At 69.2% G+C, this 25,053-nt stretch carries 22 protein-coding genes; 9 read left to right on the plus strand and 13 right to left on the minus strand.

Translation table 11 applies throughout. The annotated features are described in order from the left end of the window. Window positions 1–65: 65 nt before the first annotated feature. Window positions 66–425 (minus strand): VOC family protein, encoded by a 360-nt coding sequence (locus tag ABZV40_RS38485; protein WP_355453598.1) that lies wholly within the window; start codon window positions 423–425, stop codon window positions 66–68. An 11-nt stretch (window positions 426–436) separates the two neighbouring features. Continuing rightward, on the minus strand, window positions 437–1,678 hold the full coding sequence (locus ABZV40_RS38490; protein WP_355453601.1) for a hypothetical protein: 1,242 nt from the start codon (window positions 1,676–1,678) through the stop codon (window positions 437–439). Between the two features lie 143 nt (window positions 1,679–1,821). On the opposite strand from ABZV40_RS38490, the gene ABZV40_RS38495 reads away from it, so the two are divergent. Further along, entirely contained in the window at window positions 1,822–3,168 is a 1,347-nt protein-coding gene (locus ABZV40_RS38495; protein ID WP_355453604.1) for a S8 family serine peptidase, read from the plus strand. Between the two features lie 199 nt (window positions 3,169–3,367). Beyond that, on the plus strand, window positions 3,368–3,871 hold the full coding sequence (locus ABZV40_RS38500; RefSeq protein ID WP_355453607.1) for a DUF3145 domain-containing protein: 504 nt from the start codon (window positions 3,368–3,370) through the stop codon (window positions 3,869–3,871). Between the two features lie 17 nt (window positions 3,872–3,888). Here the strand turns inward: ABZV40_RS38500 and ABZV40_RS38505 are convergent, their stop codons facing one another. The 4 genes from ABZV40_RS38505 to lanKC form a co-directional block, all read right to left on the minus strand. Continuing rightward, window positions 3,889–5,607, minus strand: a complete 1,719-nt coding sequence (locus ABZV40_RS38505; RefSeq protein ID WP_355453610.1) for an ABC transporter ATP-binding protein — start codon at window positions 5,605–5,607, stop codon at window positions 3,889–3,891. Continuing rightward, window positions 5,607–7,220, minus strand: coding sequence for an ABC transporter ATP-binding protein (locus ABZV40_RS38510; RefSeq protein ID WP_355453613.1), 1,614 nt, complete (start codon window positions 7,218–7,220; stop codon window positions 5,607–5,609). The genes ABZV40_RS38505 and ABZV40_RS38510 overlap by 1 nt, the downstream gene beginning before the upstream one ends. 141 nt (window positions 7,221–7,361) lie before the next feature. Beyond that, window positions 7,362–7,517: a SapB/AmfS family lanthipeptide gene (locus ABZV40_RS38515; RefSeq protein WP_355453616.1), complete on the minus strand. Its 156-nt coding sequence runs from the start codon at window positions 7,515–7,517 to the stop codon at window positions 7,362–7,364. A 40-nt stretch (window positions 7,518–7,557) separates the two neighbouring features. Further along, window positions 7,558–10,119 carry a class III lanthionine synthetase LanKC gene (lanKC, locus tag ABZV40_RS38520; protein ID WP_355453619.1) on the minus strand — a complete coding sequence of 854 codons (2,562 nt, stop codon included), beginning with the start codon at window positions 10,117–10,119 and terminating at the stop codon, window positions 7,558–7,560. Between the two features lie 612 nt (window positions 10,120–10,731). Between lanKC and ABZV40_RS38525 the strand changes: the two genes are divergently transcribed. Continuing rightward, window positions 10,732–11,307, plus strand: coding sequence for a hypothetical protein (locus ABZV40_RS38525; protein ID WP_355453622.1), 576 nt, complete (start codon window positions 10,732–10,734; stop codon window positions 11,305–11,307). Window positions 11,308–11,424: 117 nt separating this feature from the next. Here the strand turns inward: ABZV40_RS38525 and fabF are convergent, their stop codons facing one another. The 5 genes from fabF to ABZV40_RS38550 form a co-directional block, all read right to left on the minus strand. After that, on the minus strand, window positions 11,425–12,660 hold the full coding sequence (fabF, locus tag ABZV40_RS38530; protein WP_355453625.1) for a beta-ketoacyl-ACP synthase II: 1,236 nt from the start codon (window positions 12,658–12,660) through the stop codon (window positions 11,425–11,427). Next, window positions 12,657–12,893, minus strand: coding sequence for an acyl carrier protein (locus tag ABZV40_RS38535; RefSeq protein WP_030465146.1), 237 nt, complete (start codon window positions 12,891–12,893; stop codon window positions 12,657–12,659). The genes fabF and ABZV40_RS38535 overlap by 4 nt, the downstream gene beginning before the upstream one ends. 43 nt (window positions 12,894–12,936) lie before the next feature. Beyond that, window positions 12,937–13,914 carry a beta-ketoacyl-ACP synthase III gene (locus tag ABZV40_RS38540; RefSeq protein ID WP_355453628.1) on the minus strand — a complete coding sequence of 326 codons (978 nt, stop codon included), beginning with the start codon at window positions 13,912–13,914 and terminating at the stop codon, window positions 12,937–12,939. Continuing rightward, on the minus strand, window positions 13,911–14,840 hold the full coding sequence (locus ABZV40_RS38545; protein WP_355453631.1) for an ACP S-malonyltransferase: 930 nt from the start codon (window positions 14,838–14,840) through the stop codon (window positions 13,911–13,913). The genes ABZV40_RS38540 and ABZV40_RS38545 overlap by 4 nt, the downstream gene beginning before the upstream one ends. A 194-nt stretch (window positions 14,841–15,034) precedes the next feature. After that, entirely contained in the window at window positions 15,035–16,237 is a 1,203-nt protein-coding gene (locus ABZV40_RS38550; protein WP_355453634.1) for a helix-turn-helix domain-containing protein, read from the minus strand. Between the two features lie 120 nt (window positions 16,238–16,357). On the opposite strand from ABZV40_RS38550, the gene ABZV40_RS38555 reads away from it, so the two are divergent. From ABZV40_RS38555 to rfbB, 4 genes are all read left to right on the plus strand, one after another. Then, window positions 16,358–17,926: an alpha/beta fold hydrolase gene (locus ABZV40_RS38555; RefSeq protein WP_355453636.1), complete on the plus strand. Its 1,569-nt coding sequence runs from the start codon at window positions 16,358–16,360 to the stop codon at window positions 17,924–17,926. A 205-nt stretch (window positions 17,927–18,131) separates the two neighbouring features. Beyond that, a complete protein-coding gene (locus ABZV40_RS38560; RefSeq protein WP_355453639.1) occupies window positions 18,132–18,896 on the plus strand; it encodes a hypothetical protein in 765 nt (254 codons plus the stop codon). Between the two features lie 134 nt (window positions 18,897–19,030). Further along, a complete protein-coding gene (locus tag ABZV40_RS38565; protein ID WP_355453642.1) occupies window positions 19,031–20,086 on the plus strand; it encodes a glucose-1-phosphate thymidylyltransferase in 1,056 nt (351 codons plus the stop codon). Beyond that, window positions 20,083–21,057, plus strand: a complete 975-nt coding sequence (gene rfbB / locus ABZV40_RS38570; RefSeq protein WP_355453645.1) for a dTDP-glucose 4,6-dehydratase — start codon at window positions 20,083–20,085, stop codon at window positions 21,055–21,057. The genes ABZV40_RS38565 and rfbB overlap by 4 nt, the downstream gene beginning before the upstream one ends. Here rfbB and ABZV40_RS38575 read toward each other — a convergent pair. After that, the gene (locus ABZV40_RS38575; RefSeq protein ID WP_355453648.1) at window positions 21,047–22,087 is read right to left on the minus strand and encodes a winged helix DNA-binding domain-containing protein; all 1,041 of its coding nucleotides are present in this window, start codon (window positions 22,085–22,087) and stop codon (window positions 21,047–21,049) included. The two genes, rfbB and ABZV40_RS38575, sit on opposite strands and share 11 nt — an antisense overlap. 9 nt (window positions 22,088–22,096) lie before the next feature. Then, window positions 22,097–23,188, minus strand: coding sequence for a phytase (locus tag ABZV40_RS38580; protein WP_355453651.1), 1,092 nt, complete (start codon window positions 23,186–23,188; stop codon window positions 22,097–22,099). A gap of 67 nt (window positions 23,189–23,255) precedes the next feature. On the opposite strand from ABZV40_RS38580, the gene pnuC reads away from it, so the two are divergent. Then, the gene (gene pnuC, locus ABZV40_RS38585) at window positions 23,256–23,867 is read left to right on the plus strand and encodes a nicotinamide riboside transporter PnuC (RefSeq protein WP_355453738.1); all 612 of its coding nucleotides are present in this window, start codon (window positions 23,256–23,258) and stop codon (window positions 23,865–23,867) included. Beyond that, a complete protein-coding gene (locus tag ABZV40_RS38590) occupies window positions 23,864–25,051 on the plus strand; it encodes a M14 family zinc carboxypeptidase (RefSeq protein ID WP_355453654.1) in 1,188 nt (395 codons plus the stop codon). The genes pnuC and ABZV40_RS38590 overlap by 4 nt, the downstream gene beginning before the upstream one ends. Window positions 25,052–25,053 lie beyond the last annotated feature (2 nt).

Consider the following 25,053-nt stretch of genomic DNA (forward strand, 5'->3'; position numbering starts at 1 on the left):
GCGCATTCGTCCACCTCAGGTGGACGAATGCGCCGTTCATCGACAGCGAACCCGCGGTTGGATGGTCAAGACATCCACACCAAGCAGAACGGATGCCCCACGGGGTCGGCGTAGACCCGGAAGTCGCTGTCGGTGTCCTTCTGCACCAACCGCGCGCCGAGTTCCAGCACCCGAGCCTCGGCCTCCTCCACGTCCTCGACCAGCACGTCGAGGTGGAACTGCTGCGAGCCGTGCGGGTCGGGGAACGTCGGCGGCCGGTAGTCGCCGGAGCGCTGGAACGCGAGGCGCGTGCCGTTCGCGACGATCACCACCCACGTGTCGTCACCACCGGCGAGCCGTTCGGCGCCGAGCAGCTTCTCGTAGAAGGAGGCGAGTTCGGAGGGGTTCGGGCAGTCGAGCACGACAGAACGAAGTTGTCCGACCATGCCTCCACCTTCTACCGGGTGGCGGGCAGCCGCAACGCCTGCTTGGCGATCGGGTCGAGCGCCGGGTCGCCCGCACCGCCGGACCACACCACGAACGACAGCTGCACGTGACTACCCTTGGCGCCGCTCGCGAACGCCGCGTTCTCCAGCGGTTTCCCGTCCATCCCGGTGATGCCGCCCGATCCCGGCGCGCTGACGACCTTGTGGAACGCGGTCGCGCTCGGCGCGTCCAGCAGATCCAGGTCCACCACCAGCACCGTGGCCTGTTTGCCCTGCACAGTCGTCTCGTAGGTGGCGCGCAGCAGTTCGCCGCAGTCGTTCGCGACCAGCCACGCCTTCGCGTCACCGAACGCCTGCGCCTGGCAGTCCTTGTCCTTCTTCAAGTCCTTCGGCACGAACGTCGTGCCGTCCACGACCACCGTCGTCGGCTGGGTCGGTGTGGGCGTGGGTGTGGGCGTCGCGTCGGCGGGTTTGTCGTCACCGGGCAACGCCACCACCAGCACGACGACGAGCAGCAGCGCGACTAGCGCGCCGATCGCCAGGTAGAGCACCGGCACCTTGGCGGGCAAGCGTTTGCGCGACATCAGCGGCGCGGCGTGGACCTTGGGGATCAGCATCGTGCTCGCGGCCGCGAGATCCGGGGACACGGCGTCGCTGAAGCCCTCGGCGAGCAGCATCCGCGCGTCCGGTGGCGTGCCCGTGGTCTGCAGGATCGCGAGGAGCTTCACCGCGTGGTCGGCCGTGCACAGCACCGACGACGTCGCGAGCTCGCGGGCCGCGGAGAGCAAAGTGGACGGTTTGGGGTGCAGCACCCGCACGCCGCGGTTCAGGTCGGAGGTGGGCTGCACGACCTGGCTGACGAACGGCCCGACCGCCACGACCGTGCTGACCGGCAACGGCTCCGCGCGCATCGCCTGGATCCGCTGCGCCACGGCGGTCGCCGCGGCCACCGCCTCGGTCGCCGGGTTGGCGGCACCGTCCTGGCTCACCAGCGGCCACCCGTCGATCTTCCACTGACCGCCGAGCGGTGCCTCCAGCTTCACCGCGGGGTCGGGCAGGTCGACGCCGACGATCACCAGCACGCCCTTGGGCAGCACGACGATCGCGTCCAGCGGCACGGGGCAGTCAGGTGGCTGGACCCCGATCAGCGCGACGCCGCCCAGCACTTCGGTACCCGCGCCACACGCCGTGAGGGCGGCACGGACGTCCGCCCCAATGGCAGAGGGTTCAGCGCCCAGACGGATCAGCCGCACGAGTCCCCACCTTTCCGCACGGGGGGACACGGTAGCGGTCCGGGGTCGGCCAACCTCAGCCAGTCGAGACGTTGCGTGACACCCGTCACCTATAAGTGGATCACTCGTTAGATGGATTGCCTGCCTATGTTCACGGAGGGTCCATGTACAAACGCGCCGCACTGCTCGCCGTAGTGCTCGTGGCCGCCTCTACCCCTGTCGGGGCAGCCGAGACGGCCTCGACGGTCTACGTCCACGGCACTGATCTGACCTCCGCCGAACGCGCGGTGGAGACGGCCGGTCTGCAGAAGCTCACGAGCTTCCGCAAGATCGGCGTGGTCGCCGCTCGCGGCACCTCGACGCAGATCTCGTCCGCACGCTCCAAGCCGGGCGTCAGCAAGGTCGAGGTGACCCGTCAGGCCAAGTTCCTCGGCTCGTCCGGCACGACCGCCACGCGCAGCCGTGAGGCCCAGCAGGCGTCCGGGCTGACCGGCGCGGGCGTCTCGGTCGCGGTGATCGACTCCGGCGTGGACCCGACGCACCCGGCGTTCGCCGGCGGCAAGATCGTCCGCAGCCTCAAGAGCCTGTGCGTCGCGGACGGGTCCACCGACACCAGCTGCATCGTGCCGGTGCCGAACCTCGTCGACACCGACACGACCTCGCTGGGCGGGCACGGCACGCACGTCACCGGCATCGCGATCGGCACGCCGTACACGCTCGCCGACGGAACCCGGGTGGGTGGGTCCGCGCCGGGTGCGAAGGGCGTGGTCATCTCGACCGGTGCGGCGATCCTGATCCTCGGCGCGGACGCGGCGTTGAACTGGGTGCTGGAGAACCACAACGCGCCGTGCGGGGCCGGCGTGCCCGCGTCGGCGTGCCCGCCGATCAAGGTGATCAACAACTCCTATGGGCCATCCGGCGGCGGTGCGTTCGACCCTGAGTCGGTGACGGTCAAGTTGCAGCGCCAGCTCGTCGCCGAGGGCGTCGTCGTGGTGTGGGCGAACGGCAACGACGGCGGTGACGGCACGAAGAACCTGTCCAACCCGCCCGGCCAGGACCCGACGCCCGGCGTGATCTCCGCGGCTTCGTACAACGACCTGGGCACCGGCACCCGCGACGGCGCGCTGTCCGACTTCTCGTCGCGTGGCCTGAAGACCGATCCCTCGACGTGGCCGGACATCTCGGCGCCCGGCGAGAACATCGTCTCCGCCTGTCGGCTGTACCTGCCGATCTGCTCGACCGGCCTGGCCCCGCAGAACGGACCGGGACTGCTCGACATCGGCACGTACAACACGATCAGCGGCACGTCGATGGCGGCACCGCAGATCGCCGGCGTCGTGGCTCAGCTCTTCCAGGCCAAGCCTTCCGCGACCCCCGCCGACATCGAGCGGGCGCTGAAGTCGACGGCCCACAAGTACGGCACCGGCTATCAGCCGGTCGGGCCCTACACCTCGTCGTTCGACAAGGGCACGGGCCTGGTGGACGCGGTCGCCGCGGCAAACGTCCTGTAGATCACGATCGCGCATCACTCGGCCGGGGAGATCGGGACTTAAGGCCTGTATCTGCCCCGGTCGGGTGATGATCGAGCTGGTTCTTATGGCGGACATGCCTCAAGTCAAGGCAGAATGCAGCGAACGGGTTTCACGGTGATCACCTCGCTCGGCAAAGGCGTAGGGGAAGACGTCCCTCGTCGAGTAGCGGAGGTCAGCAGTGAGCACCCGTGGCAGCACCAGTGGCGTGGTTTACGTCCACTCGTCGCCGTCTGCGGTCTGTCCGCACGTCGAGTGGGCGATCTCGGGCACCCTTGGTGAACGAGTGGACCTCAGGTGGGCAGCGCAACCCGCGGCACCAGGCCAGTTGCGCGCCGAATGCGCATGGACCGGAGACGCCGGCACCGGCGCCAAACTCGTGGCTGCGCTGCGCGCGTGGCCAATGCTCCGCTTCGAGGTGACCGAGGAACCGTCCCCCGGTCAGGACGGCGAGCGCTTCTGCTTCGCGCCCGTTCTCGGGTTGTGGCACGCCAGAACCTCGGCGAACGGCGACATCGTCGTGAACGAGGACCAGCTGCGCGCACTGGCCGCACGGGCTCGTGGTGGTGAGTCCTTCGCCCACGGCGTGGACGAACTGCTCGGCGCGGCGTGGGACGACGCGCTGGAACCGTTCCGCCGTGCGGGCGACGGCGCGCCCGTGACCTGGCTGCACCGGGTCGGATAGTCCAGAGTGGACCCCCGCTACCGTTTGGGTAGCGGGGTTTCCTCGTGGTGCACGGGATCCCAGGCCAGCATGAGCTGTCCGTAGAGCGGGGACGTCTTCAGCAGGTGCTCGTGAGTGCCGAGCAACGGCCTGCCGCCGTCCATGACCAGCACGCGGTTCGCCCGCAGCGCCGAGCTCAACCGGTGCGCGATCACCACGAGAATTCCGTCCCTTCGGGCAAAAGCTCGTTCGACCCGCGCCTCCGCCGCCGGGTCCAGGTGCGAGGTCGCCTCGTCGAGGATCACCACGCTCGCGGACGTCACGTAGACCCTCGCGAGCGCCAGAAGTTGCGCCTCACCGGCGGAAAGCCCCTCACCGGCGTGGCCGAGCCGTGCGTCGAGGCCACCGAGCCGGCCCAGAAGTGGTTTGGCGCCAACCTTCTTCACGGCGTCGATGAGGTCCTCGTCGGTCGCCCACGGTGCGAGTAGAGCGAGGTTCTCCCGCACGGTGCCGGTGAACAGGTACGTCTCCTGCGGAATCAGCGCGATCGCGTGCTGTCTGACCTCGGGAACCACCAGGTCGACGGGTGCGCCGCCGAACAGCACGCAGCCGTGGTCGGGTGGCATCAGGCCGGTGAGCAGACCGGCCATTGTGGACTTGCCGATGCCGGACGGCCCGACCACGGCCAGGTGGTCGCCGGGACGCAGGGTGAGCGACAGGTCGCGCACCACCGGTTCCGCGTCCGGGCTCCAGCCGAACGTGACGTTCCGCAGCACGAACTCGCCGTCGGACGGGACCTCCGCACCGACGTCCTTCGACGTTCGCGGTGCGGCTTCCTGAAGTCGTTTGAGCGCAACCATCAGCCGCATCACGACCGTGCTGGTGGTGCTGGCGAGGCCGTGCAACGCCGGGTTCACGTTGCTGGTCAGGTAGACGACCGCGGCCAGCACCGCGCCGGTGGTCAGCTCACCGGAGGCGACGAGCGGGGGAGCGAACGCGACCAGCAGCACGACCGGGGCGAAGCCGCCGATCGCGATCACCGTGGCGCGCAACGAGTTCGCCCACGCGACCGAGACCGCGGCCCTGGCCTGTTGATCGATCTGCGCGGCGATGTCGCGGTGAGCCTCGTCGGACGCGGAGCAGGCGGCTACGTCCCGCAGCCCCGTGAGCACTGCTCCGGACGCCTCGGCCGTGCGTTCGTCGGCCATCACGGCGACGCGTTGCCTTCTGGCCAGCGACGGCAGCATGAGCCCGAAGAGCAGCAGGGCGACCACGATCGGCAGGACGACCAGCCAGATCAACGCCGCCGCGGTGGTCGCGAGACCGACGAGTGCGGCGATCGTCGTGACGAGAAGTGCGCGGGCCTGCACCAGCACACCCGCGGTCGCGTCGCGCACGACCTCGACGTGCCTGGTGATCATGGCGACGGCGCTGGCGTCCGGGGTGCGGCGGTGTGCCGGGTCGTTCAGCACACCCCTGACGACCTGCGTGACCAGGGCGTCGCGCATCGGTTCGACGACGTCGCCGAGCCGCGCGAAGACCTGGCGCCGGCCGAGTGCTCCGGCGACGGCGAGCGCCGCGAACGCGAGCAGCCACAGCACGCCCGCCAGCGGGTCGCCCGCGGCGAAACCCCGGTCGACGGCGGTGCCGACGAGCTTGCCGCCGAAGAACGCCGGCGCGCCTTCGAGCGTGGACCAGCCGAGCAGGATCAGCACGCCCCTGCGGTGTCCGGCCAGCGTGGAGAGGTAGAAACGCATCACTCGCCCCCGGTGAACACGGCGCGGTAGTCCTCGTCATCCCACAGCTCCTGATGGGTGCCGGTACCTCTGACGCAGCCGTTCTCCAGCCACACCACGAGGTCCGCGCGAGCTGCCGTTGCCGCTCTGTGCGTCACCACGACCCTTGTCCTGCCTGGTAACGCGGTCGTGAAGGCCTTGTCCACTTTGGCCTCGGTCACGGTGTCGAGGCTCGCGGTGGCGTCGTCGAGCACCAGGATCTCGGGGTCGCGGACGATCGCGCGCGCCAGGCCGATCCGTTGGATCTCACCGCCGGAGAGCGGGGCGTCGGCCACCGGGGTCGCATAGCCGTGCGGCAGCCTGATCAGCACGTCGTGCACTTGAGCGGCGACCGCGGCGTCCCGCACCCGGACCTCGTCGGCATCGGTTCCATAGCCGATGGATCGGCCGATCGTCGTGCCGAGCAGCGCCGGGCGTTCGAAGGCGTACCCGACCTCGCCTTCCCTGACGACCGTGCCGGAGTCCACAGCGGACAGTCCGCCCAGCACCGCGGCCAGCGTCGACTTGCCGGCACCGGAACTGCCGACGATCGCGGCGAACGCGCCGTCGGGGATCGTGAGACTCACGTCGTGGAGTGCGCGGTCGACGTGGACGTTCCGGAGCTCGATCCCCCGGCCGCGGACCGGTTCGGAGCGCCTGGGCGGCGGGGTGCCGAGGACCTCGGCGATGCGGGTGGCGGACGCGCGGGTGCGTTCCAGCGCGGTCAGCTGCGGCATCTGGCCGATGATGCCCATGCCCAGCGCGGCATAGCCGAGCGCGGCCAGCACGTCACCGGGGCTCAGCCTGCCCTCCATCACGCCGAAACCCGCGGTGACCAGCACCGCGATCTCCACGGCCGGCAACAGCAGACCGGCGCGCCACATCATCTTCGCCTGGGTCCGCCACATGCCCGCGCCCGCCGCGGCGAGCTGGGGGAGCGGTCGCAGCACGCGCGCGGCCTCCTGCTCGGCGATCCCCGCGGCGGTGATCGTGCGCCTGCCGGACACGGCGTCGAGCAGGCGTGCCGACACGTCACCGGAAACCTGCTGGTACGCCAGCACGTCGTCGGCGGTGAGCTGCATGTGCGTGCGCACCAGCACCGTCGCCAGCGGGACGCTCACCGCGAACACGGCCGCGAGCCGCCAGTCCAGCAGGAACAACGCCACGATCGCGCCCACCGAGGAGACCGCGGCGATGATCACGGACATGAGCGTGACCACGACACCGCCCGCGTTGCCGCAGTCACCGGTCAACCGGCTCACCGCGTCTCCGGCGGCGAACGGGGACGGATGACCGAGCGCGAGCAGATGCCGGGAGAGCCGTTCCCGCAGCCACGCGGTGGCGCGCGCGGTGATGGCCGCGGCGAGCACGATGCCGATCGCGTCGCCGACGATCTCGGTGGCCGCGAGCAGGAGCAGCCAAAGGACCGTGAACAGCACGAACGTCCCGCTCAGTGCCATGTCGACCGCGTGGGCGAGTGCGGTGGGGATGAGCAGGCCGCCGGTGGTCGCCACGGCGGCGTTGAGGAGCAAAAGCCACGGGCGGAAGTCGCGTCTGACCGTGGAGAACAGCAGAGCGTCACCGGGTTTGGCCATTGCTGTTCCTCCGCGGGTCGTGAGGGCGCATCATGAGCCAGGGCCCGACAGCTGGCCGGCTGCCGGGCCCTGCAGTTGGCGGGTGAGCGGCATACTTCGCCTATGCCGCTCACTCACCGCGGTGTTTCAGTTGGGCGAAGCTCAGCAGGCCAGCAGGCTGACGGTGCTGTGCGAGCAGGGGAGCAGCAGCGACGCGTTGGACGCGGTCGTGGAGCCGCCACCGCCGCCACCGGACGCCATCGCGTTGCTCGGGGCCTCGGGCGCTTCCAGGTCCTGCATGTCAAGGATGAAACCCATGACGGTCTCCTTCAATCGAGGGATCTTTCGGGGGTTACTGCTACCGGTCAGCGGTGACCGGCGTTCGTGAGCCCAGGAAGGGCAGTGGCGGTTTGGCGTCCACTGTGGACGCGATCGCGAGCAGGACGCCCGCGCCGCCGGTGTTGAGGTCCATGGACAGCCGGCGCAGCTGCACACCGGGGAAGGCGAGCCCGCCCCCGTAGCGCACCGCGTGCCAGCCCAGCGCCTTGAGGTGCTGCCGGACCGCGCGGTCGAACCGCTCGTCCGGGCACGTCGTGCTCGCGTGCGCCAGCGCGGCCATCAGTCCGGCCCGGCCCAGTGTGAACGCGGGCTGGATGACGAACTCGCCGGTGCAACCGCTGAGCAGCTCCGGAAGCCTTGCCGCACAAGGAAGTTCGGGCGCGACCTTGGCGAGCTCGGTGAGCACCAGCGCGATGCCCGCGCCGCCGATGCCGACGTACGGCAGCGTCCGGAACGTGCCGTCGCGCACCTGCAGCGACCCGTCCAGCGCGACCATCGTCTCGGCCAGGTCGCGTTCCAGCGCCTGTTCGGACAGCTCGAGCCAGCGCTGTTCCGCGGTGTGCTCGAACAGGCGCAGGAAGAACAGCGCCGGACCCGACCAGCCGTGCAACAGGCCGGCCTTGGCCTTGTCGCCGGGCGGCGGGACGTCGGCGAGCTGCTGCGCGAGACGTTCGGCCAGTTCTTCCGCCTGTGCGGCGAAGCTGTCGTCTTCGCGGGTGTTCGCGAAATGCAGCAGGTTGAGTCCGATGCCGGACAGCCCGGCGCTGAGCCCGTGATCCCGCGTGGTGCGGACGAGCGGTGCGTAGCTCTCGACGATCTCGGTCGCGAAGTCGTGGTGGCCGAAGTTCTCCAGCACGTGCGCGATGCCGTGCGCGCCGACGAAGAAGCCGGGCTGCTTGGGCGGATCGTTCCTGACGGCGTCGACCAGCCAGTCCTCGTGCTCGGGGTACCGGCCCTCACCGCTTTCCGCGAGCGCGTGCAGCACACCCGCCGCGCCGTAACCGAAGCACGTGCCGCCGACCTCGAACTGCTCGATGTCGCCGGGGAACAACCGGTCCTTCCGTTGCGGCGTCGCGCTGTGCAGGATCGCGGTGGCGATCTCCTTGCGCACCACGGTCCAGTCCGGGTTCTCGTCGTCGAACGCGGTGAACGCGGGGTCGGCCGGCGGGTCGACGCGCGGGGTGAGCACGTCGAGGATCTGCTTCTGGTAGTCCTCCGCGAGCCCGAAGCGCTCCGCGACGACGTGCACGTGCTGCCGCAGCTTGGCCGGTGCGAGCTCCAGCACCGCGTTGAGCGGCAGGAAGATCCACAGCTTGAGCGCGGCCAGCGGGTAGGCGTCGATGTCGAAGCCCTCGCGGTCGTTCGGCGCCTGGAACCCCGGCGCGCCGAGCGTGGGCCGGTGCACGTCCTCGATGGTGGACGACAGCTCGAAGTCGATCAGCGAGACCTCGTCGTCCTCGTCGACCAGGATGTTCATCGTGTGCAGGTCGCCGAACACGACGCCGCGTCCGTGCACCTGCTCGATCAGGGCCTCGACCTTGCCGATGAGCTGCTGGGCCCGGTCGCGGTACTGCGCGAGCTGGTCGTCGGTGGGGTCCCGGTGGGTGAGCGGGTAGTTGTGGCCGAGCCACTGCCCGAGCGAGCGCCCCGGCATGAACTCCATGGCCACGAACAGGTGCTCCCACTCGGTGAAGCGGTCGTACACCTCGGGCACGCCCTTGATGCCGTGCAGCTTCGTGAGGATCTGGTGTTCCAGCTCCAGCCGTGCCACGGCGTCCCGTCCCTCGCGGTCGAGCCCGGCGTGCGGCCGCGCTTCCTTGAGCACGACCTCCTTGCCGTCGCTCTTGCGCGTCGCGAGGTAGACACCGCCGCCGTTGGAGAAGTGCAGCGAGCTCTTGATCCGGTACGGGAACGCTTCGGGGTCACCGGCGTTGCGCTCGGCCAGGTGCGGCTTGAGGAACGCGGGCAGCTCGACCCACTCGGGCACGCTGAACACGGGCTTGCGCCTGTCGGGCACGAGCGCGCCGTCCGGGCCCTCGATCGCGAGCACCTGCTGCCCGTCGACCTCCAGCCACTGCTCGGCGAACCCGCCGTACCGCACGTACAGCGGTCCCTTGCCGAAACGCAGGTCGCTCAGGATGTAGGCGCCGTGCTCACCGTCGAGCCGTTCGGCCAGCTCGGTGCAGATCGTCTCCAGGTGCTCCGCGCTGGTGGGGTAGATCGTGACCAGCTTGCCGCTGCCCTCGCGGGGCGCGTACTTCGAGTTGCGGGCCAGCACGATCGACATCGTCCGCAGGTACTTGAAGCTGATGCGCCGCTCTGCGCAGTAGTCGTACGTCGTTCTCAGCACCTTGCCGGCGTTGTCGAGACCGGCCGAGACGTGCACCTTCCACCCCTGGTTGGGCAGCTGCAGGCCCTTCGGGTGGTGGTGCCGCCACACGTTGCGGTCGACCATTGTCCAGTCGGCCGGGAGCTGCGGCAACTCGGCGGAAAAGTCGTCTCCGGGAGTGGTTTCGGTGCTGCTCTGCAGATCGTAGAACTGCCGATCGGCGAAGCAGTACGCCTCGTATCTGAGGTCCACCGAATTCCCTCCTCGGTTCTTGTGCGATTTCGTTTACGCGGCATATTTCCGCACAATCTCGCAGCTATGGCCAATCCGCCATTAGTGGCATATGGGTGGGCCGTTCGTGGCTGAATCGGCGCCGGTTACCGGCGCGTATGTGGCACTCTGTGATCAGGTTTGGGACCATCTCACCCGGTTGCAAGGTTTGCTGACTGGTGAGTCAACTGTGGCGCCGCTGGTCGTCGCTAAACGGTACTGGATCGTTCTTGTAGGACCGGTCGTCTGAGCTGCGGTATTCCACGTCGGTCAAGACGTATAGTTGGGGTGCGTTAATCGATGTGTACGCGCTGTGTTGTCTGCTCTTTTCGGGTGAAGCCGTGATTGGCTGCCATTGCGCGTTTAGTGCGGCCGAACAGCGGTATGGGATGACCCGAAAGAACCCATTCGGACGATGAGATTGGTATGCCGGGTTTTATGTAGCAATCGCTGTCTCGCTACATGCAATTTGCATCTGTGGATAATGTAGTCTTTCGGGTGAAGTTTTATGTTTATCTGTAACGACGTGTGTTTGTGAGTGGTCCTCTGCTGGTCGGGTGCCCCCTGTCGAGCGCCCGCGGCTAGGCTGCTCGCGTGGGGAGTGTGGCTAGCCGCTGGCTGGTGCCGGCCGTGGTGGTGATCACCGGTGCCGCGGTCGCGGCGGGGATGGTCGGACGGACGATCTACTCGCGTCCAGCCGAAGCGAAGGGCGAGCCGGTGGTGCCGTCCACGTCGGTGTCCGGTGCTCCGCTGCCGGGAAGTGCCGAAGTGCGGTTGAGCCCCGACGCGTTCACGCATCCCGATCGGACTTCGGTGCAGGCGGTGCTGCAGAAGTTCTTCGACTCGATCAACGCCCGGAACTTCGGCGCCTGGCGGGAGGTCGTGTCGTCTCGGCGGGTCTCGCAGGCTGTTGAGTCGACCTGGGCTGCTGCTTACGAGACCACCCGGGACGGCGGGATGGTGGTGCAGCGGATCGAGTCCGATGTGGTCGGCCGGCGGTTGCGGGTGCTGATCTCGTTCGTGTCCACACAGGATGTCGCCAAGGCTCCGGTCGGGTTGCCGGAGGGGTGCATTCGGTGGCGGGTCGTGTACGTGATGGTTCGGGAAGGTGGGGAGCTCAAGGTGGATGAGGCTCCTGAGAACCGGACTCCCCAGATGGAGAAGTGCTGAGGGGCCCGGCTTCGCCTTCGCGGGTGCGTGGCGCACCGGTGTTGCGTTTCTTGCTTCTACGCCGCAACGCCCCGGCTCGCGGTGCGGGCCGGGGCGTTGCGGTGGTGCGGAGTGCGGCTAGGCCGGGGTGAAGGCCAGGGCCACGTTGTGGCCGCCGAAGCCGAACGAGTCGTTCACGGCGGCGTCCAGCTTGATCTTGCGGGGTTCGCCCGCCACCACGTCGAGGGACACGGCCGGGTCGAGGTTCTCCAGGTTGAGGGTCTGGGGGACCACGCCGTCGCGGATCGACAGGACGGTGACGATGGCCTCGACCGCGCCCGCTGCGCCCAGCAGGTGCCCGAGGGCGCCCTTCGGGGCGGTCAGGACCGGGTGGTCGCCGATCGCCTTGCGGATCGCCACGGTTTCCGCGACGTCACCCACCGGGGTGGAGGTGGCGTGGCAGTTCACGTGGCCCACGTCGGACGGGTCGATGCCGCCGGACCGCAGGGATGCGGCGATGGCACGCGACTGACCCACGCCCTCGGGGTCGGGGGCGGTGATGTGGTAGCCGTCGGCACTGGTGCCGATGCCCGCCAGGCGGCCGTAGATCTTGGCCCCGCGGGCTTCGGCGAACTCGCGGCGTTCCAGGACCATGACGCCCGCGCCCTCGCCCAGGACGAAACCGTCGCGGGCCGTGTCGAACGGGCGCGACGCCTTCTCCGGCTCGTCGTTGCGGGTGCTCATGGTGCGGGCCTGCGAGAAGCCCGCCACCGGGATCGCCGTGATGCACGCTTCCGCGCCACCTGCCACGACCACGTCGGCTTCGCCGGACTTGATCATGCGGTAGGCCCACGCGATGGCCTCTGCGCCCGACGCGCAGGCGGAGACCGGGGCGTGGACGCCTGCCTGGGCCTTGAGCTCCAGGCCCACGTGGGCGGCCGGGCCGTTCGGCATCAGCATCGGGACGGTCAGCGGCGACACCTTGCGCAGGCCCTGCTGTTCCAGGAGGTCGTCCTGGGTCAGGAGGGTGATCGCGCCGCCGATGCCCGTGCCGATGATCACGGCGAGGCGCTGGCGGTCGACGGTGTCGTCGCTGTGGCCGGCGTCCTGCCACGCCTGGCGGGACGCCACGATGGCGACCTGCTCGGAGCGGTCCAGGCGCCTCGCCTCGACGCGGGGCAGCACCTCGGTGGGGTCGACGACGAGCTGCGAGGCGATCCTCACCGGCAGGTCGTACTTCTCCACCCAGTCGTGGGTGAGGGGGCGGACCCCGCTCTTGCCCGCGAGCAGTGCGTCCCAGGTGGACGTGACGTCACCGCCGAGCGGGGTGGTGGCACCCAGCCCGGTGATGACGACGTCGATGTCCGAACTCACTTGTTGCTGGTGATGTAGTTCACCGCGTCACCAACGGTCTTGAGGTTCGCCAGCTCGTCGTCCGGGATCTTCACGCCGAACTTGTCCTCCGCCTGGACGGCGATCTCGACCATCGACAGCGAGTCGATGTCGAGGTCGTCCACGAAGGACTTCTCAGCGGTGACGTCGTCGGCGGCCACACCGGCGACCTCTTCGACGATCTCGGCAAGACCGGACAGGACGTTGTCGCTCACTGAAGTTCCCTTTCGATTGAAACGATGGAAAAACCGGGGGTATTCACGGGCACCGGACCACCTGTCCCGCGTAGGACAGACCCGCGCCGAAACCGACCATCAGCACCACGTCTCCGCTGGAGATCTCGCCCGCGGCCCGCATGTGGTCCAGCGCCATGGGGATCGAGGCCGAGGAGGTGTTGCCGGATTCGACGATGTCTCGAGCGATCTTCAGGTCCTCCCGCGCACCATTGTTGCGCAGGCGCTTGGCGATCGCTTCGATGATCCGCAGGTTCGCCTGGTGCGGGGCGAACACGTCCACATCGGACAGTTCGACACCCGCGAGTTCGGCGGCGCGGATCGCTACGGGCGCGATCTGGGTCGTCGCCCAGCGGAAGACCGACTGGCCTTCCTGGTGGATGAAGGAGTCGCGGTCGGCGATGGTGATGGTCTCGGAGAGGTCACCGGCGGAGCCCCACGCCACGGGGCCGATGTGGTTCTCCTCGCTGGCACCGATCACGACGGCACCCGCGCCGTCCGCGAAGATGATCGCGGTCGAGCGGTCGTCCTGGTCGGTCCAGTCGGTGAGCTTCTCCGCGCCGATGACCAGCACGTGCTTGGCCGTGCCCGCGCGGACCAGGTCCGAGCCGGTCGCGACGGCGTAGCAGAAACCCGCGCACGCGGCGTTGAGGTCGAACGCCGGTGCCGCCTTCACGCCGATGCGGTCGGCGACCTGCGCGGCGGCGTTCGGGATGGTCGACGGCATGGTGCACGTCGCCACGATCACGGCGCCGATGTCGGACGGGGTGAGCCCGGCGTCCTCGACCGCCTTCGTGCCCGCGATGACCGCCATGTCGACGACGCCCTCGTCCTTGGACGCGATCCGCCGGTTCACGATGCCCACGCGGTCGCGGATCCACTCGTCCGAGGTGTCCATGCGAGCGGCGAGGTCGTGGTTGCTCACCACCGTCTCGGGCTGGTAGCTGCCGAGGCCGATGATGCGGCTACCCGCAGACGACTGCGGGGCCTGAAAGCTTGTCACTGAGCAGCTCCAACGGTGTCGAAGAGCTCCGCGACCTTCTCGAGCTGGTCGGGGGTCTTCAGGGCGAGGGTGGCGGTGCCCTTCATCGCACGCTTGGCGAGACCCGTGAGCACACCGGCGGGCGGCAGCTCGACCGAGCCGGTGATGCCCCTCTCGACGAGGGTGGCCTGGCAGGCGTCCCACCGGACCGGGCTGGTGACCTGGGAGACCAGGCGCCGCAGCACCTCGGTGCCCTCGGTGACGACCTGACCGTCCTTGTTGGACACCAGCGGCAGCAACGGGTCGTGCGTGGTGACTTCGGCGGCACGCGCGCGCACGGCGTCTTCGGCCGGCGCCATGTACCTGGTGTGGAACGCGCCCGCGACGGCCAGCTTGCGGACCTTCGCCGGGCCCGGCGGGTTCGCCGCGAGCTCGTCGAGCGCGGGGTGCGGACCGGCCGCGACGATCTGACCGGCGCCGTTGCGGTTGGCGGGCACCAGGCCGAGCTCCTCCAGGCGGGCGAGGACCTCCGGCTCGTCGCCGCCGAGCACCGCGGCCATGCCGGTCGGCTCCAGGGCGCACGCCTCGGCCATGGCACGACCGCGCACGGCGGCCAGCGCGACGGCGTCGTCGGCGCTGATGACGCCCGCCACCGACGCGGCGGCGAGCTCGCCGACCGAGTGGCCGCCGACGATCACGGCCGAGGGCAGCTCGACGCGGCGGCGCAGCTCACCGAACGCGAGCAGCGCGAGAGCCACGACCAGCGGCTGGGTGATGGCGGTGTCGACGATCTCCTCGGCCTCCGCGGTGGTGCCGAGCCGCACGAGGTCGAGACCCGTGATCTCCGACCACGTGCGCACCTGCTTCTCGGCCCCCTCCAGTTCGAGCCAGGGGGCGAGCATGCCGGGCGTCTGGGACCCTTGTCCGGGCGCGAGGAGTGCGATCACGTCGATTACTAAAGCTGGTGGACCCACCGGTACCCCATGCCGTAAAGGACGAAGTACGGCGATCGTATTTGTAGAGACCCTACAAAAGTGTCGGCCAGGTGAACGCCGGCGGACGTAACCCCAGCTCAGCGCGTCGACAGGTCGTTTGGCTCTCACCCTAACGGATGTGTGCGAAGTCGGTCACAGGTCGTTCGCTACCACAGCCCCCGTGCGCGAGCAAGGCGGCCTACAGACAAAGCGACGCGAAGCACAAGCGCGTCTCGAGCGTCATGTGCATTTCTTCCGGTCATTTCCTGAACGCGCCGAAGGCGATATCTGACCGTGTTCGGGTGCACGAACAGCCTTTTGGCGCACGTCTCCAGCACGCCCCCGACCTCCAGGAACGCGTCCACGGTCTCCAGCAGCGCGCCACCGGCGTCCTCCAGCGGCCGGGCCACCCGGTCGACGAGCTGCCACTCGGCTTCCGGGTCACCCGCGAGCGCCCGTTCCGGCAGCAGGTCGAGCGACCGGACCGGCCTGGGCGCGGCCGGCCAGCCCACGACCGCGCGCAGCCCGCTCAACGCGTCGCTCGCACTGCGATGGGCCTCCGACAGGCTGCGCACCGTGGGCCCGGCCACGACCGGCCCCTCGCCGAAGCCCTCCGCGATGCGCCCCAGCACGTCCTCGCCGGTCTCCGTCGGCCCGCCGAGCACCACGACCAGCCGCGAGCCCTGCACTGACAGCAGCACCGGCCGTCCTGCCCGCGCGGCCTTGCTGCGCACCGAGTAGATGATCGCGGGCGGGTCCTCGCCACCGGGGTTGCCGACCAGGACCGTCGCCTCCAGCGCCGGGTCCCAGCCGAGGGCCGCGGCGCGCGACAGCAGCGACTCCTCGGGGTCGCCGCGCACGATGCCGTCCACGACCAGCGCTTCCAGCCGGGCGTCCCACGCGCCGCGCGCCTCGGCGGCCGCCGCGTAGGAGGTGGCGGCCGAGAAGGCGATCTCCCGCCCGTACCGCAGCACGCCCTCCATCAGCAGCGCGCGTTCGGCCTCGTCGGCGGCCATCTGCGGCATCTGCTGCTCGAAGTGCTCCAGCGCTATCCGGACCAGCTCGACGGTCTGGCGCAGGCTCACCCAGCGCGAGATATCCTTGGGGGCGCTGCGGAACGCGTCCGCGGTCAGCCGGATCGCCTGCTGCCGGTCGTGCAGCCACTCGACGAAGCCCGCCACGCCGTTCTGGATCAGCAGCAGCACGCTGGCGCGCTGGTCCGCGGGCATCCGGGCGAACCACGGCAGCCGCTCCTCCATCGCGGCCACGCTCGCGGTGGCGAGCGTGCCGGACGCGCGCTCGATCCTGCGCATCGTGCGGGCGGAGAGGGTGGGCGGGTGCTCCTCCTTCGCCTCGGCTGCCTTGGTCATACCCGCAGCTTAGGGCGTTGGAGGTGACATCACCGGGATGGGTGACACAACCCTCGTCGCCGCGGGAACCGCCATACCTTCGGGCAGCAGAGGTCTGTTCTTCGGCGCGGAGGTTTCGTCTTGCGTAGGTTCCTGGCTTTCGTCCTGGCAGTGGTCGCTCTCGCCGCCACGGGCGCGACCGCCTCGGCCGACCCGCCCGACCCCCTCGCCGAGTACCACGCGCAGCCGGTCAAGTGGGCGGCGTGCAGCGGAAAGCTCGGCGAGCTGGAATGCGCCACGCTCATGGCACCGCTCGACTACACCAAACCGGCGGGCGACCGGATCAACCTGACCATCAGCCGCAAGAAGGCGGCGGCGCAGGACCGCAGGCGCGGCGTGCTGTTCACCAATCCGGGTGGACCTGGCGGTTCGGGGCTGGGACTGCCGCTGTTCCTCGCGAAGTCCGAGCTCGCCCAGGTCTACGACGTGATCGGCTTCGACCCGCGCGGCGTGGGCGGTTCGACGGCGCTCAACTGCCGGGCCGCGCCCGCGATCGCCGAACCGGACTCCCGTCCCGCGGACAGCGAGTTCGGCAAGTGGGCGGCCGAGGCGCGGGAGGCCGAGGAGGCCTGCCAGAAGTCGGCGGGCGGGATCCGGCAGTTCATCAGCACCGCGAACACCGCGCGGGACATGGACGTCGTCCGCGCGGTGCTGGGCGAGCAGAAGATCAACTACTTGGGTTACTCGTACGGCACGTACCTGGGTGCGGTGTACGGGACGTTGTTCCCGAACCGCCTGGACCGCAGCGTGCTCGACTCCGCGGTGCACCCGGAGTGGATCTGGCACGAGCAGTTCCGCCAGCAGGCCGTCGCGTACCGCCACGACGTCGAGATGTGGGCGGCGTGGGTGGGGGAGCGCAACGAGAAGTTCGGGCTGGGCAAGTCGCGGGACGAGGTGATCGCCGAGGTGGAGAAGGTCGCCGCCAAGCTGCACACCAAACCGATCGGTGAGCACGACCGCTCTTCCTTCGACGGCGCAGTGGGTGTCGGGTCCCGCTACCGTCCACTGTGGTCAGACCTCGCGTCGATCGTGGGGAAGCTGCGGTCGGGTGAGAAGCCGCAGAACACCGAGGGCGCGAAGGCGGGACAGGTGCTCGCGAAGACCGGTCTGCAGGAGCTGCGGTCCGGCGTGTTCGACACGGTCACCTGCGAGTCGGACTGGCCGACCGACCTGCACCTCTACTACGAGGACATGCGGACCTTCCGCGAGCGCTACCCGTTCGGCTTCGGCATCGTCCGCGCGGCGCCGATGACCTGCACGTTCCGCTCGTTCACCCCGCCGGAGGAGCCGGTCAGGATCGCCCGCAACGGCTACCCGGTCGGCGTGGTCGTGCAGTCCGAGGGCGACACGCAGACCCAGTACGCGAGCGGCCCGGCGATGGCGGCGCGCCTGGGGCACAACCTGATCACCGTCGTCGACGAGGGCAAGCACGGCCTCTACAACGGCGGCAACAAGTGCGTCGACGACAAGGTCAACCGGTACCTGATCGACGGTGCGCTGCCGGGCAGCAGCTCCGAGTGCGCCGGTGACCCGCGGCCGGACGTGCCGAAGGACGGCCAGGGCGGTGCGGCTCCGACGCCGGCTCCCGTGTTGTCCCCCGGCCGGATCCAGTCGTACCTCGACGGCCGTGGACTGAGCGCCAGGCCGTAGAAATGTGGAAGCACCCGCCACGCTCCGTGGCGGGTGCTTCCCTCTCCCCGGTCCCCACCGGTAGCTCCACTCTGGACTGTATTGAGACAAAAATCCACGTCAGCCACCCTTTCGTGTCACAGTGTCGAAGTTGCCGAGCGGGGTGAACCACGAAACGATCAACTGGTCGGATCTTCACTCACCGCAACTTTGTCTAGGAGGGCCCGTGGGCTCGCAAATCACCGAGGGCCTGGGCCAGGCGTGGGCGATGGTGGCCACGTTCGTGCCGAAGCTGCTCGGCTTCCTGCTCGTTCTGGTCATCGGCTGGTTCATCGCCAAGGCGCTCGCCAAGGGTGTGCAGTTCCTGCTCAAGCGCATCGGCTTCGAGCGGCTCGTCGACAGGTCGGGCCTCCACGGCGCGATGAAGCAGTCGCCGATGGACGCCACCGGCCTGATCGCCAAGCTCGTGTACTACTTCGTGCTGCTCATCGCGCTGCAGCTGGCGTTCGGCGTGTTCGGCGCGTCGAACCCGGTCAGCACGCTGCTCAACGAGGTCATCGCGTACCTGCCGCGCATCGTCGTGGCGATGGTGCTCGTGATCGTCGCGTCGGCGATCGGCACCGCGCTGAAGGGTCTCGTGACGGGTGCGCTGGGCGCCCGCTCGTACACGAAGATCCTGGGCAACATCACGTACGGCTTCGTGATGGCGCTGGGCGTCATCGCGGCGCTCAACCAGCTGGGCATCGCGATCTCGGTGACGATGCCGGTCCTGATCGCCGTGCTCGCCACGGTCGCGGGCGTGATCATCATCGGCGTCGGCGGCGGCCTGGTCCGCCCGATGCAGCAGCGGTGGGAGGGCTGGCTGAACCGCATGCAGGAGGAGGCGAACGTCCAGTCGCCGATGCCGCGCGCGTCGCAGGAGATGCCGTCCACCGTCGGTGGCCGGATGGGTGAGGCCTCGACGCCGCCGTCGGGCACGCAGATGCCCTGAGAAACCGTTCTCAGCTCGTGGAAGGGGTCCGGTGCGCCGGGCCCCTTCTTCGTTGTTGAGGCGGTTCTCCAGTTGCGGTCCACCACCGACGGGGACTCTCGGTGCCACGTGACAGTCGGTGGAGGAGACGTTCCATGAAGGCCCTGGTGCTGTCCGGAGGCGCGGGAACACGCCTACGACCTTTCAGCTATTCGATGCCGAAACAACTGATCCCGATCGCCAACAAGCCGGTGCTCGAGTACGTGGTGGGGAACCTGCGCGAGATCGGGGTCACCGAGATCGGCATCATCGTCGGCGACCGCGCTGAGGAGATCTCCGACGTGCTGGGCGACGGGTCCGCGCTGGGCGTGGCGATCACGTACATCCCGCAGCACGCGCCGCTGGGGCTCGCGCACTGCGTGAAGATCGCGCGACCGTTCCTCGGCGACGACGACTTCGTGATGTACCTGGGCGACAACATGCTCGTCGAGGGCATCTCCGAGATCGCGGACGAGTTCGCGGAGGTGCGGCCGTCCGCGCAGGTCGTCGTCTACAAGGTGCCGGACCCGCGCGCGTTCGGTGTCGCGGAGGTGGACGAGAACTCGCGCGTGACCCGGCTGGTGGAGAAACCGCAGGAGCCGCGCAGCGATCTCGCCATGATCGGCGTGTACTTCTTCACCCCGCTCATCCACCAGGCCGTGGACGCGATCGAGCCGTCGTGGCGGGGCGAGCTCGAGATCACCGACGCGTTGCAGTGGCTGGTGACGCACGAGCGCGACGTGCGGGCGCGGATCTACTCGGGCTTCTGGAAGGACACCGGCAAGGTCGAGGACGTGCTGGAGTGCAACCGCGAGCTCCTGCAGCGGCTGCGGACGGACATCCAGGGCGTCGTCGACGAGGAGAGCTCGCTGATCGGCGAGGTCGTCGTCGAGGAGGGCGCGCGCGTGGTGCGGTCGTGCATCGTCGGGCCCGCGATCATCGGTGCGGGAACCCTGGTCGAGGAGTCGATCGTGGGGCCGTACACGGCGATCGGCGCGGACTGCCGGATCACCGAGGCCGGGGTGTCCGACTCGATCGTGCTGTCGGGCGCTTACGTGCACAACGTCTCCGGCATCGAGACGTCGCTGATCGGGCGCAAGGCCCGGGTGGGGTCGGCCAAGCAGCACCGGCTGGTCGTCGGTGACGACGCGCATGTGGAGGTGGCGGCGTGAAGCTGCTGGTTACCGGAGCGGCCGGGTTCATCGGCTCGCACTACGCCCGCACCGTGCTCGACGGCGGGTACTCGGGTTACGAGGACGCGCACGTCACAGTGCTGGACAAGCTGACGTACGCGGGAAACCGCGCGAACCTGCCGGAGTCGCACGCGCGGATGTCGTTCGTGCAGGGCGACATCCGCGACCTGGAGCTGTTGCTGGAGCTGCTGCCGGGTCACGACGCCGTGGTCCACTTCGCCGCGGAGTCGCATGTGGACCGTTCACTGACGGCGGCCGCGGACTTCGTGCTCACCAACGTTCTCGGCACGCAGACGCTTCTGGAAGCCTGCCGCCGGACTGGTGTGTCGCGCTTCGTGCACGTGTCGACCGACGAGGTGTACGGGTCGATCGACGAGGGTGCCTGGACCGAGACCTGGCCGTTGCAGCCGAACTCCCCGTACGCGGCCTCGAAGGCGTCCAGCGACCTGATCGCCCGCGCCTACTGGCGGACGTACGGGATGGACGTGTCGATCACACGCTGCTCCAACAACTACGGGCCGTACCAGCACCCGGAGAAGCTGATCCCGTTGTTCATCACGAACCTGTTCAACGGCCTTCAGGTGCCGTTGTACGGGGACGGGTCGAACGTGCGGGAGTGGCTGCACGTGTCCGACCACTGCCGGGCGATCCAGCTGGTGCTCACCTCCGGGCGGGCCGGCGAGATCTACAACGTCGGTGGCGGCAACGAGCGCACCAACCTGCAGATCACCAACGCCCTGCTCGACCTGTGCAGCGCGGGGCCCGCGCTGGTCAAGAGGGTCGCCGACCGGTTGGGGCACGACCAGCGGTACGCGCTGGACGACACGAAGATCCGCGCCGAGCTCGGTTACGAGCCCCTGGTGCCGTTCGAGCAGGGCCTGGCGGACACGGTCGCCTGGTACCGCGACCACCCGGCGTGGTGGAAACCGTTGCGGGACTTCACGTCCTGATCCAGTGCCGAAGGCGGTCGCACTCCTCGGCGACCGCCTTCTCCTTGCTGGGCGGCAGCTTGTCGAGGTAGTCGACGGCGATGGTGCGATCCTTGGTGATCGACCAGGTGGCGACGACGTAGCCGTCGACGAGGACCGTGGGTTTGCCGCCGACGACCACGCCGAGCCGGTCGTCGGCGATGACCCGGCGGCGGTCGGCGTGGGCCAGCAGGATGTTGTCGAACTCGGGCAGGAGCCGCACGGGCAGCGGCGTGTCGGGGTCGGGTCGCGGGGCGTCCGGCAGGTCGAAGAGCTCCTTGCCCGCCTCGTTGCGGAAGGTCACCAGCTGCGGGCGCAGTGCCTCGAACGTCTCGGTGAGCCTGGTGAGGCCGGACCACTGCTGGGCGTCCATCACCGTCGACGGGCCGAACGCCTTGAGGTAGCGCAGCACCAGCTCGTCCTTGGTGATGGCCTGCTGGGACCGGCCGAGCCAGCTCTCGACGGTCGTGCAGACCGCCCTGCCGCTGCGGTGCCACAACCCGCGCGGCGGGATCTGGACGAGAGCGAGCTTGTTGCGCAGGGCGTTGCCGAGGACGGTGTGCTCGCGGTCGGGCCATCGCTGCTTGAGCTGCTTGCCGGCGTCCGCGGTGCCCTGCGGGGTGTCTTCGAGGATCTTGCGGCCCAGTTCGGCGACCTCGTCGAGGTCCAGGCCCCTGAGCCGGCTCGCGAAGGGGCCGCTCTGCAGTTCGCGGTCGAGCCTGAGCTGGGTGTGGGGCCTCAGTCCGAGCGCGTCGCGTGCGCTGACCAGGTGAATCGTGCCGCGCATCAGCAGCATGCGGACGGCTTCGCGGTTGGTCAGGAGCTCTTCGAGCTGCTTCGGTTCGAAGTCGGTCAGACGGCTCCAGAGGCCGACGTAGGGCGACTTCGGTTCCTGCGCCTGGATGCCGAAGAGGTGCTCGACGGCGGCGAGCGCGCCGAGACCGGCGCGCTCGCGCAGCAGCTGGCGTTCGATCAGGGCTCGGTTGAGCTGGTCCTGGTTGAGCGTCCCCATGGGGACAGGTTAGAACCTGACGAACGCGAACCCGGTGCCGTTCGGGCGTTCTCCGTCGTGGACGACCAGCAGGTTGAGCTTGCCGGTGACGACGTCGGCGCCGTCGGAGTGCTCGACGTCCTTGACCCGGAAGTCCTCGACCGGCTTCATGTCGGCCTTGCGGTAGGCGACGAACCGCGAGTCGCCCTGGCTGGACGCGATCAGCACGCCGTCCGCGATCGCGAGGCCCTCGGCGTCGGCCTCCAGCCACCTGCCGCCGAAACCGGGGTTCGGGCCGTCCGCCTCGCATTCCCCGGTCTCGGGGTGGTACTTCTGCGGCGCGCCGAAGCTCCGGACCCGGTCGGCCAGCTGCGGCTCGCCGAAGCCGTTGGCGCGCAGGGGGATGCGCCAGATGCCGACGTCCTCCTGCGCGGCGTACAGGGTGCTGGTGCGTTCGTCGATCACCATGCCCTCGACCTGCGGGCCCTCACCGGGCTTGCCGCACACCGTCCACCTCTGCCCGTTCGGCAGGGCGAAGGTGCTCGGCAGGTCCAGAGTGGACACCTTCTCGGTGTCGTAGCCATTGCCACTCCGGACTTTCTTCAGAAGCGCGATGCTGGTCTCGTGGCGCCGGCTCGTGACGACGACGTCCTTGCCGTCGACGTGCCCGGCGGCGAGACCGTAGACGGTGTGCTGCTCGTCGACCTCTTGTTCGGTCTTCGAGAACACCGGCCTGGTCGCGGGGTTCGTGACGTCCTTCACGCCGTGTTCGTCCACTTCGAACACCCGGATGCGGTCACGGCCGCGGTCGCTGACGAACGCGAGGTTCCCCACGACGTCGACGTTGTTGTAGCGGCCCGGCTTCGCTCCCGGCGCCGGTGGCCGCGGCGCCGGGGAGACGCCGATCGTGCGGCCGTTCAGGTCGAACACCGCCAAGCCGCCTTCCTTGAGCGTGCCCAGGACCACACTGCGTTCGGTGTCGCGCGGGTTCACCCAGATGGCCGGGTCGTCGGCGTCCGCGGGTGCCTCGAACGTCTGCGTGATCACCGTCGGGGTGATGACGGGCGTCGCAGGGGCGGTCAGGAACAAAGGCAGGAGCGCCAGCGCTGGAGGAGATGACATGGTGGGACCGTAGGAAACACCGGTGTACTGCGACTGAACCGCGGGGGAACGAGCCGTGTGGTACGAAATGGGACTGACGATCTTCGGCCAGAAGATCGCGTACACGGAGCTGGTCGGACAGGTCCTGGCGCTCGCGGTGGTCTTCCTCGCGCAGCGCCGGTCACTGCTGACCTGGCCGGTTCAGCTCGTCTCCGTGGCTCTGCTGTTCACCGTCTACCTCTCCGCGCACCTCGGCGGACTCGCGACCCGGCAGGTCGTTGTCGGCCTGATCGCCATCTACGGCTGGTACGCGTGGGTGCGTCACCGCGACCCGGTGTTCGGCGTGGTGGTGCGCAAGGGCTCCTGGCTCGAACGCGCGGTCGTGGCCGGTGTGTTCGTCCTCGGAACCGTCGCGTTCGCCCTGGTCCTCGACTGGCTGCACGCCTCGTGGGCACCGTGGCCGGACGCCGCGATCTTCGTCGGCACGGTGCTGGCGTTCACCCTGCAGGGCCTGGGCCTGGTCGAGTTCTGGCTGGTGTGGCTGGTCGTGGACGCCGTCGGCGTGCCGCTGCAGATCCAGTCGCACCTGTACTTCAGCGCGTTCGTCTACCTGATCTTCGCGGCCCTGGTGATCCACGGCTTCTGGGACTGGAACCGCACCGCCCGCCGGTTGACACAGGCGGCAAAGTCTCCCCTATGAGGGGACTGATCGCGTTACTGGCCGCTTTTTCGCTGCTGGTGCCCGTGCCGGCTCTCGCCGCCACCGAGCCGCGCACGGGCTTCGAGAAGACCGGCAAGTGGACCACCGAGGCCGAGGAACAGGCCTACCTGCGCTCGTTGGGCCTTCCCGTCACCCAGATCGGGACGACCGCCCAGGGCCGGCCTCTTCAACTCGTGCGCGTCGGCTCTTCTTCCGCCCGTGCGGTGGTGCTCTTCACCTGCTCCCAGCACGGCGACGAACCGGCGGGCCGCGAAGCCTGCCTGATCCGCATGCGCTCGCTGCCGCGCTCCTCCGACGTGACGTACCTGTTCGTGCCGAACGCCAACCCGGACGGCCGCGTCCTCAACACGCGCGGCAACTCTTCCGGCATCGACATCAACCGCGACCACCTGCTGCTCCGCAGCGCCGAGGCCCGCGCGATGGCCGCGGTGATCCGCGACTGGCAGCCCGACGTCATCCACGACCTGCACGAGTTCGGCCCTTCGTCGCCCTACTACGTGAAGGACGTCCTCTGGCTGTGGCCCCGCAACCTCAACGTCTCTTCTGACGTCCACGCGCTCTCCGAGACCCTGTCCCGGTCGTACGTGCGTCCGTCCGTCGAAGCCGCAGGCCGCACTTCCGGCGTGTACGGCATCTACGTCGATCCGGTGACCGGTGAACCCGTACGCCAGGTGGCGGGCGACGGCCAGGAGCGAATCCTGCGCAACACCGCCGGGTTGAAGCACGCCATGGGCCTGCTCGTCGAAACCAACGACTCCGGTGCTCCCGCTTTCCGGGTCGAGTCGCACCTTCGCGCCCTGGAGGGCACGCAGTCGTTCGTCCGCGACAACCGCTCGGCGATCGAAGCCGCCAACGCCGCCTCTCGCGCCGTGCGGTCCGGCCCGGTGTACTTCGGCGGCGCCGACAACCAGGCTCCGGACCCGTCCGACGTCCTGTCGGAGCCGCCGTGCGGGTACGTGCTCACCGGTGCCCAGTACCGCGAGGTCGGCGACGAGCTCGCGCTGCACGGCATCCGGTCCGAGTACCTGCGGGGCGGCGACCGCATCGTGCCGCTTCGCCAGGAGGCCCGCGCGCTGATCCCGTTGCTCCTCGACGCCCGAGCTGACGGCCCGCTGGTGAGTGCCCGCCCGGTCGCCCAGTGCGTGAACGGTCCCGCAAACTGATA

This window comes from Lentzea sp. NPDC004782, from assembly GCF_040609115.1.
Taxonomy (GTDB): Bacteria; Actinomycetota; Actinomycetes; order Mycobacteriales; family Pseudonocardiaceae; genus Lentzea.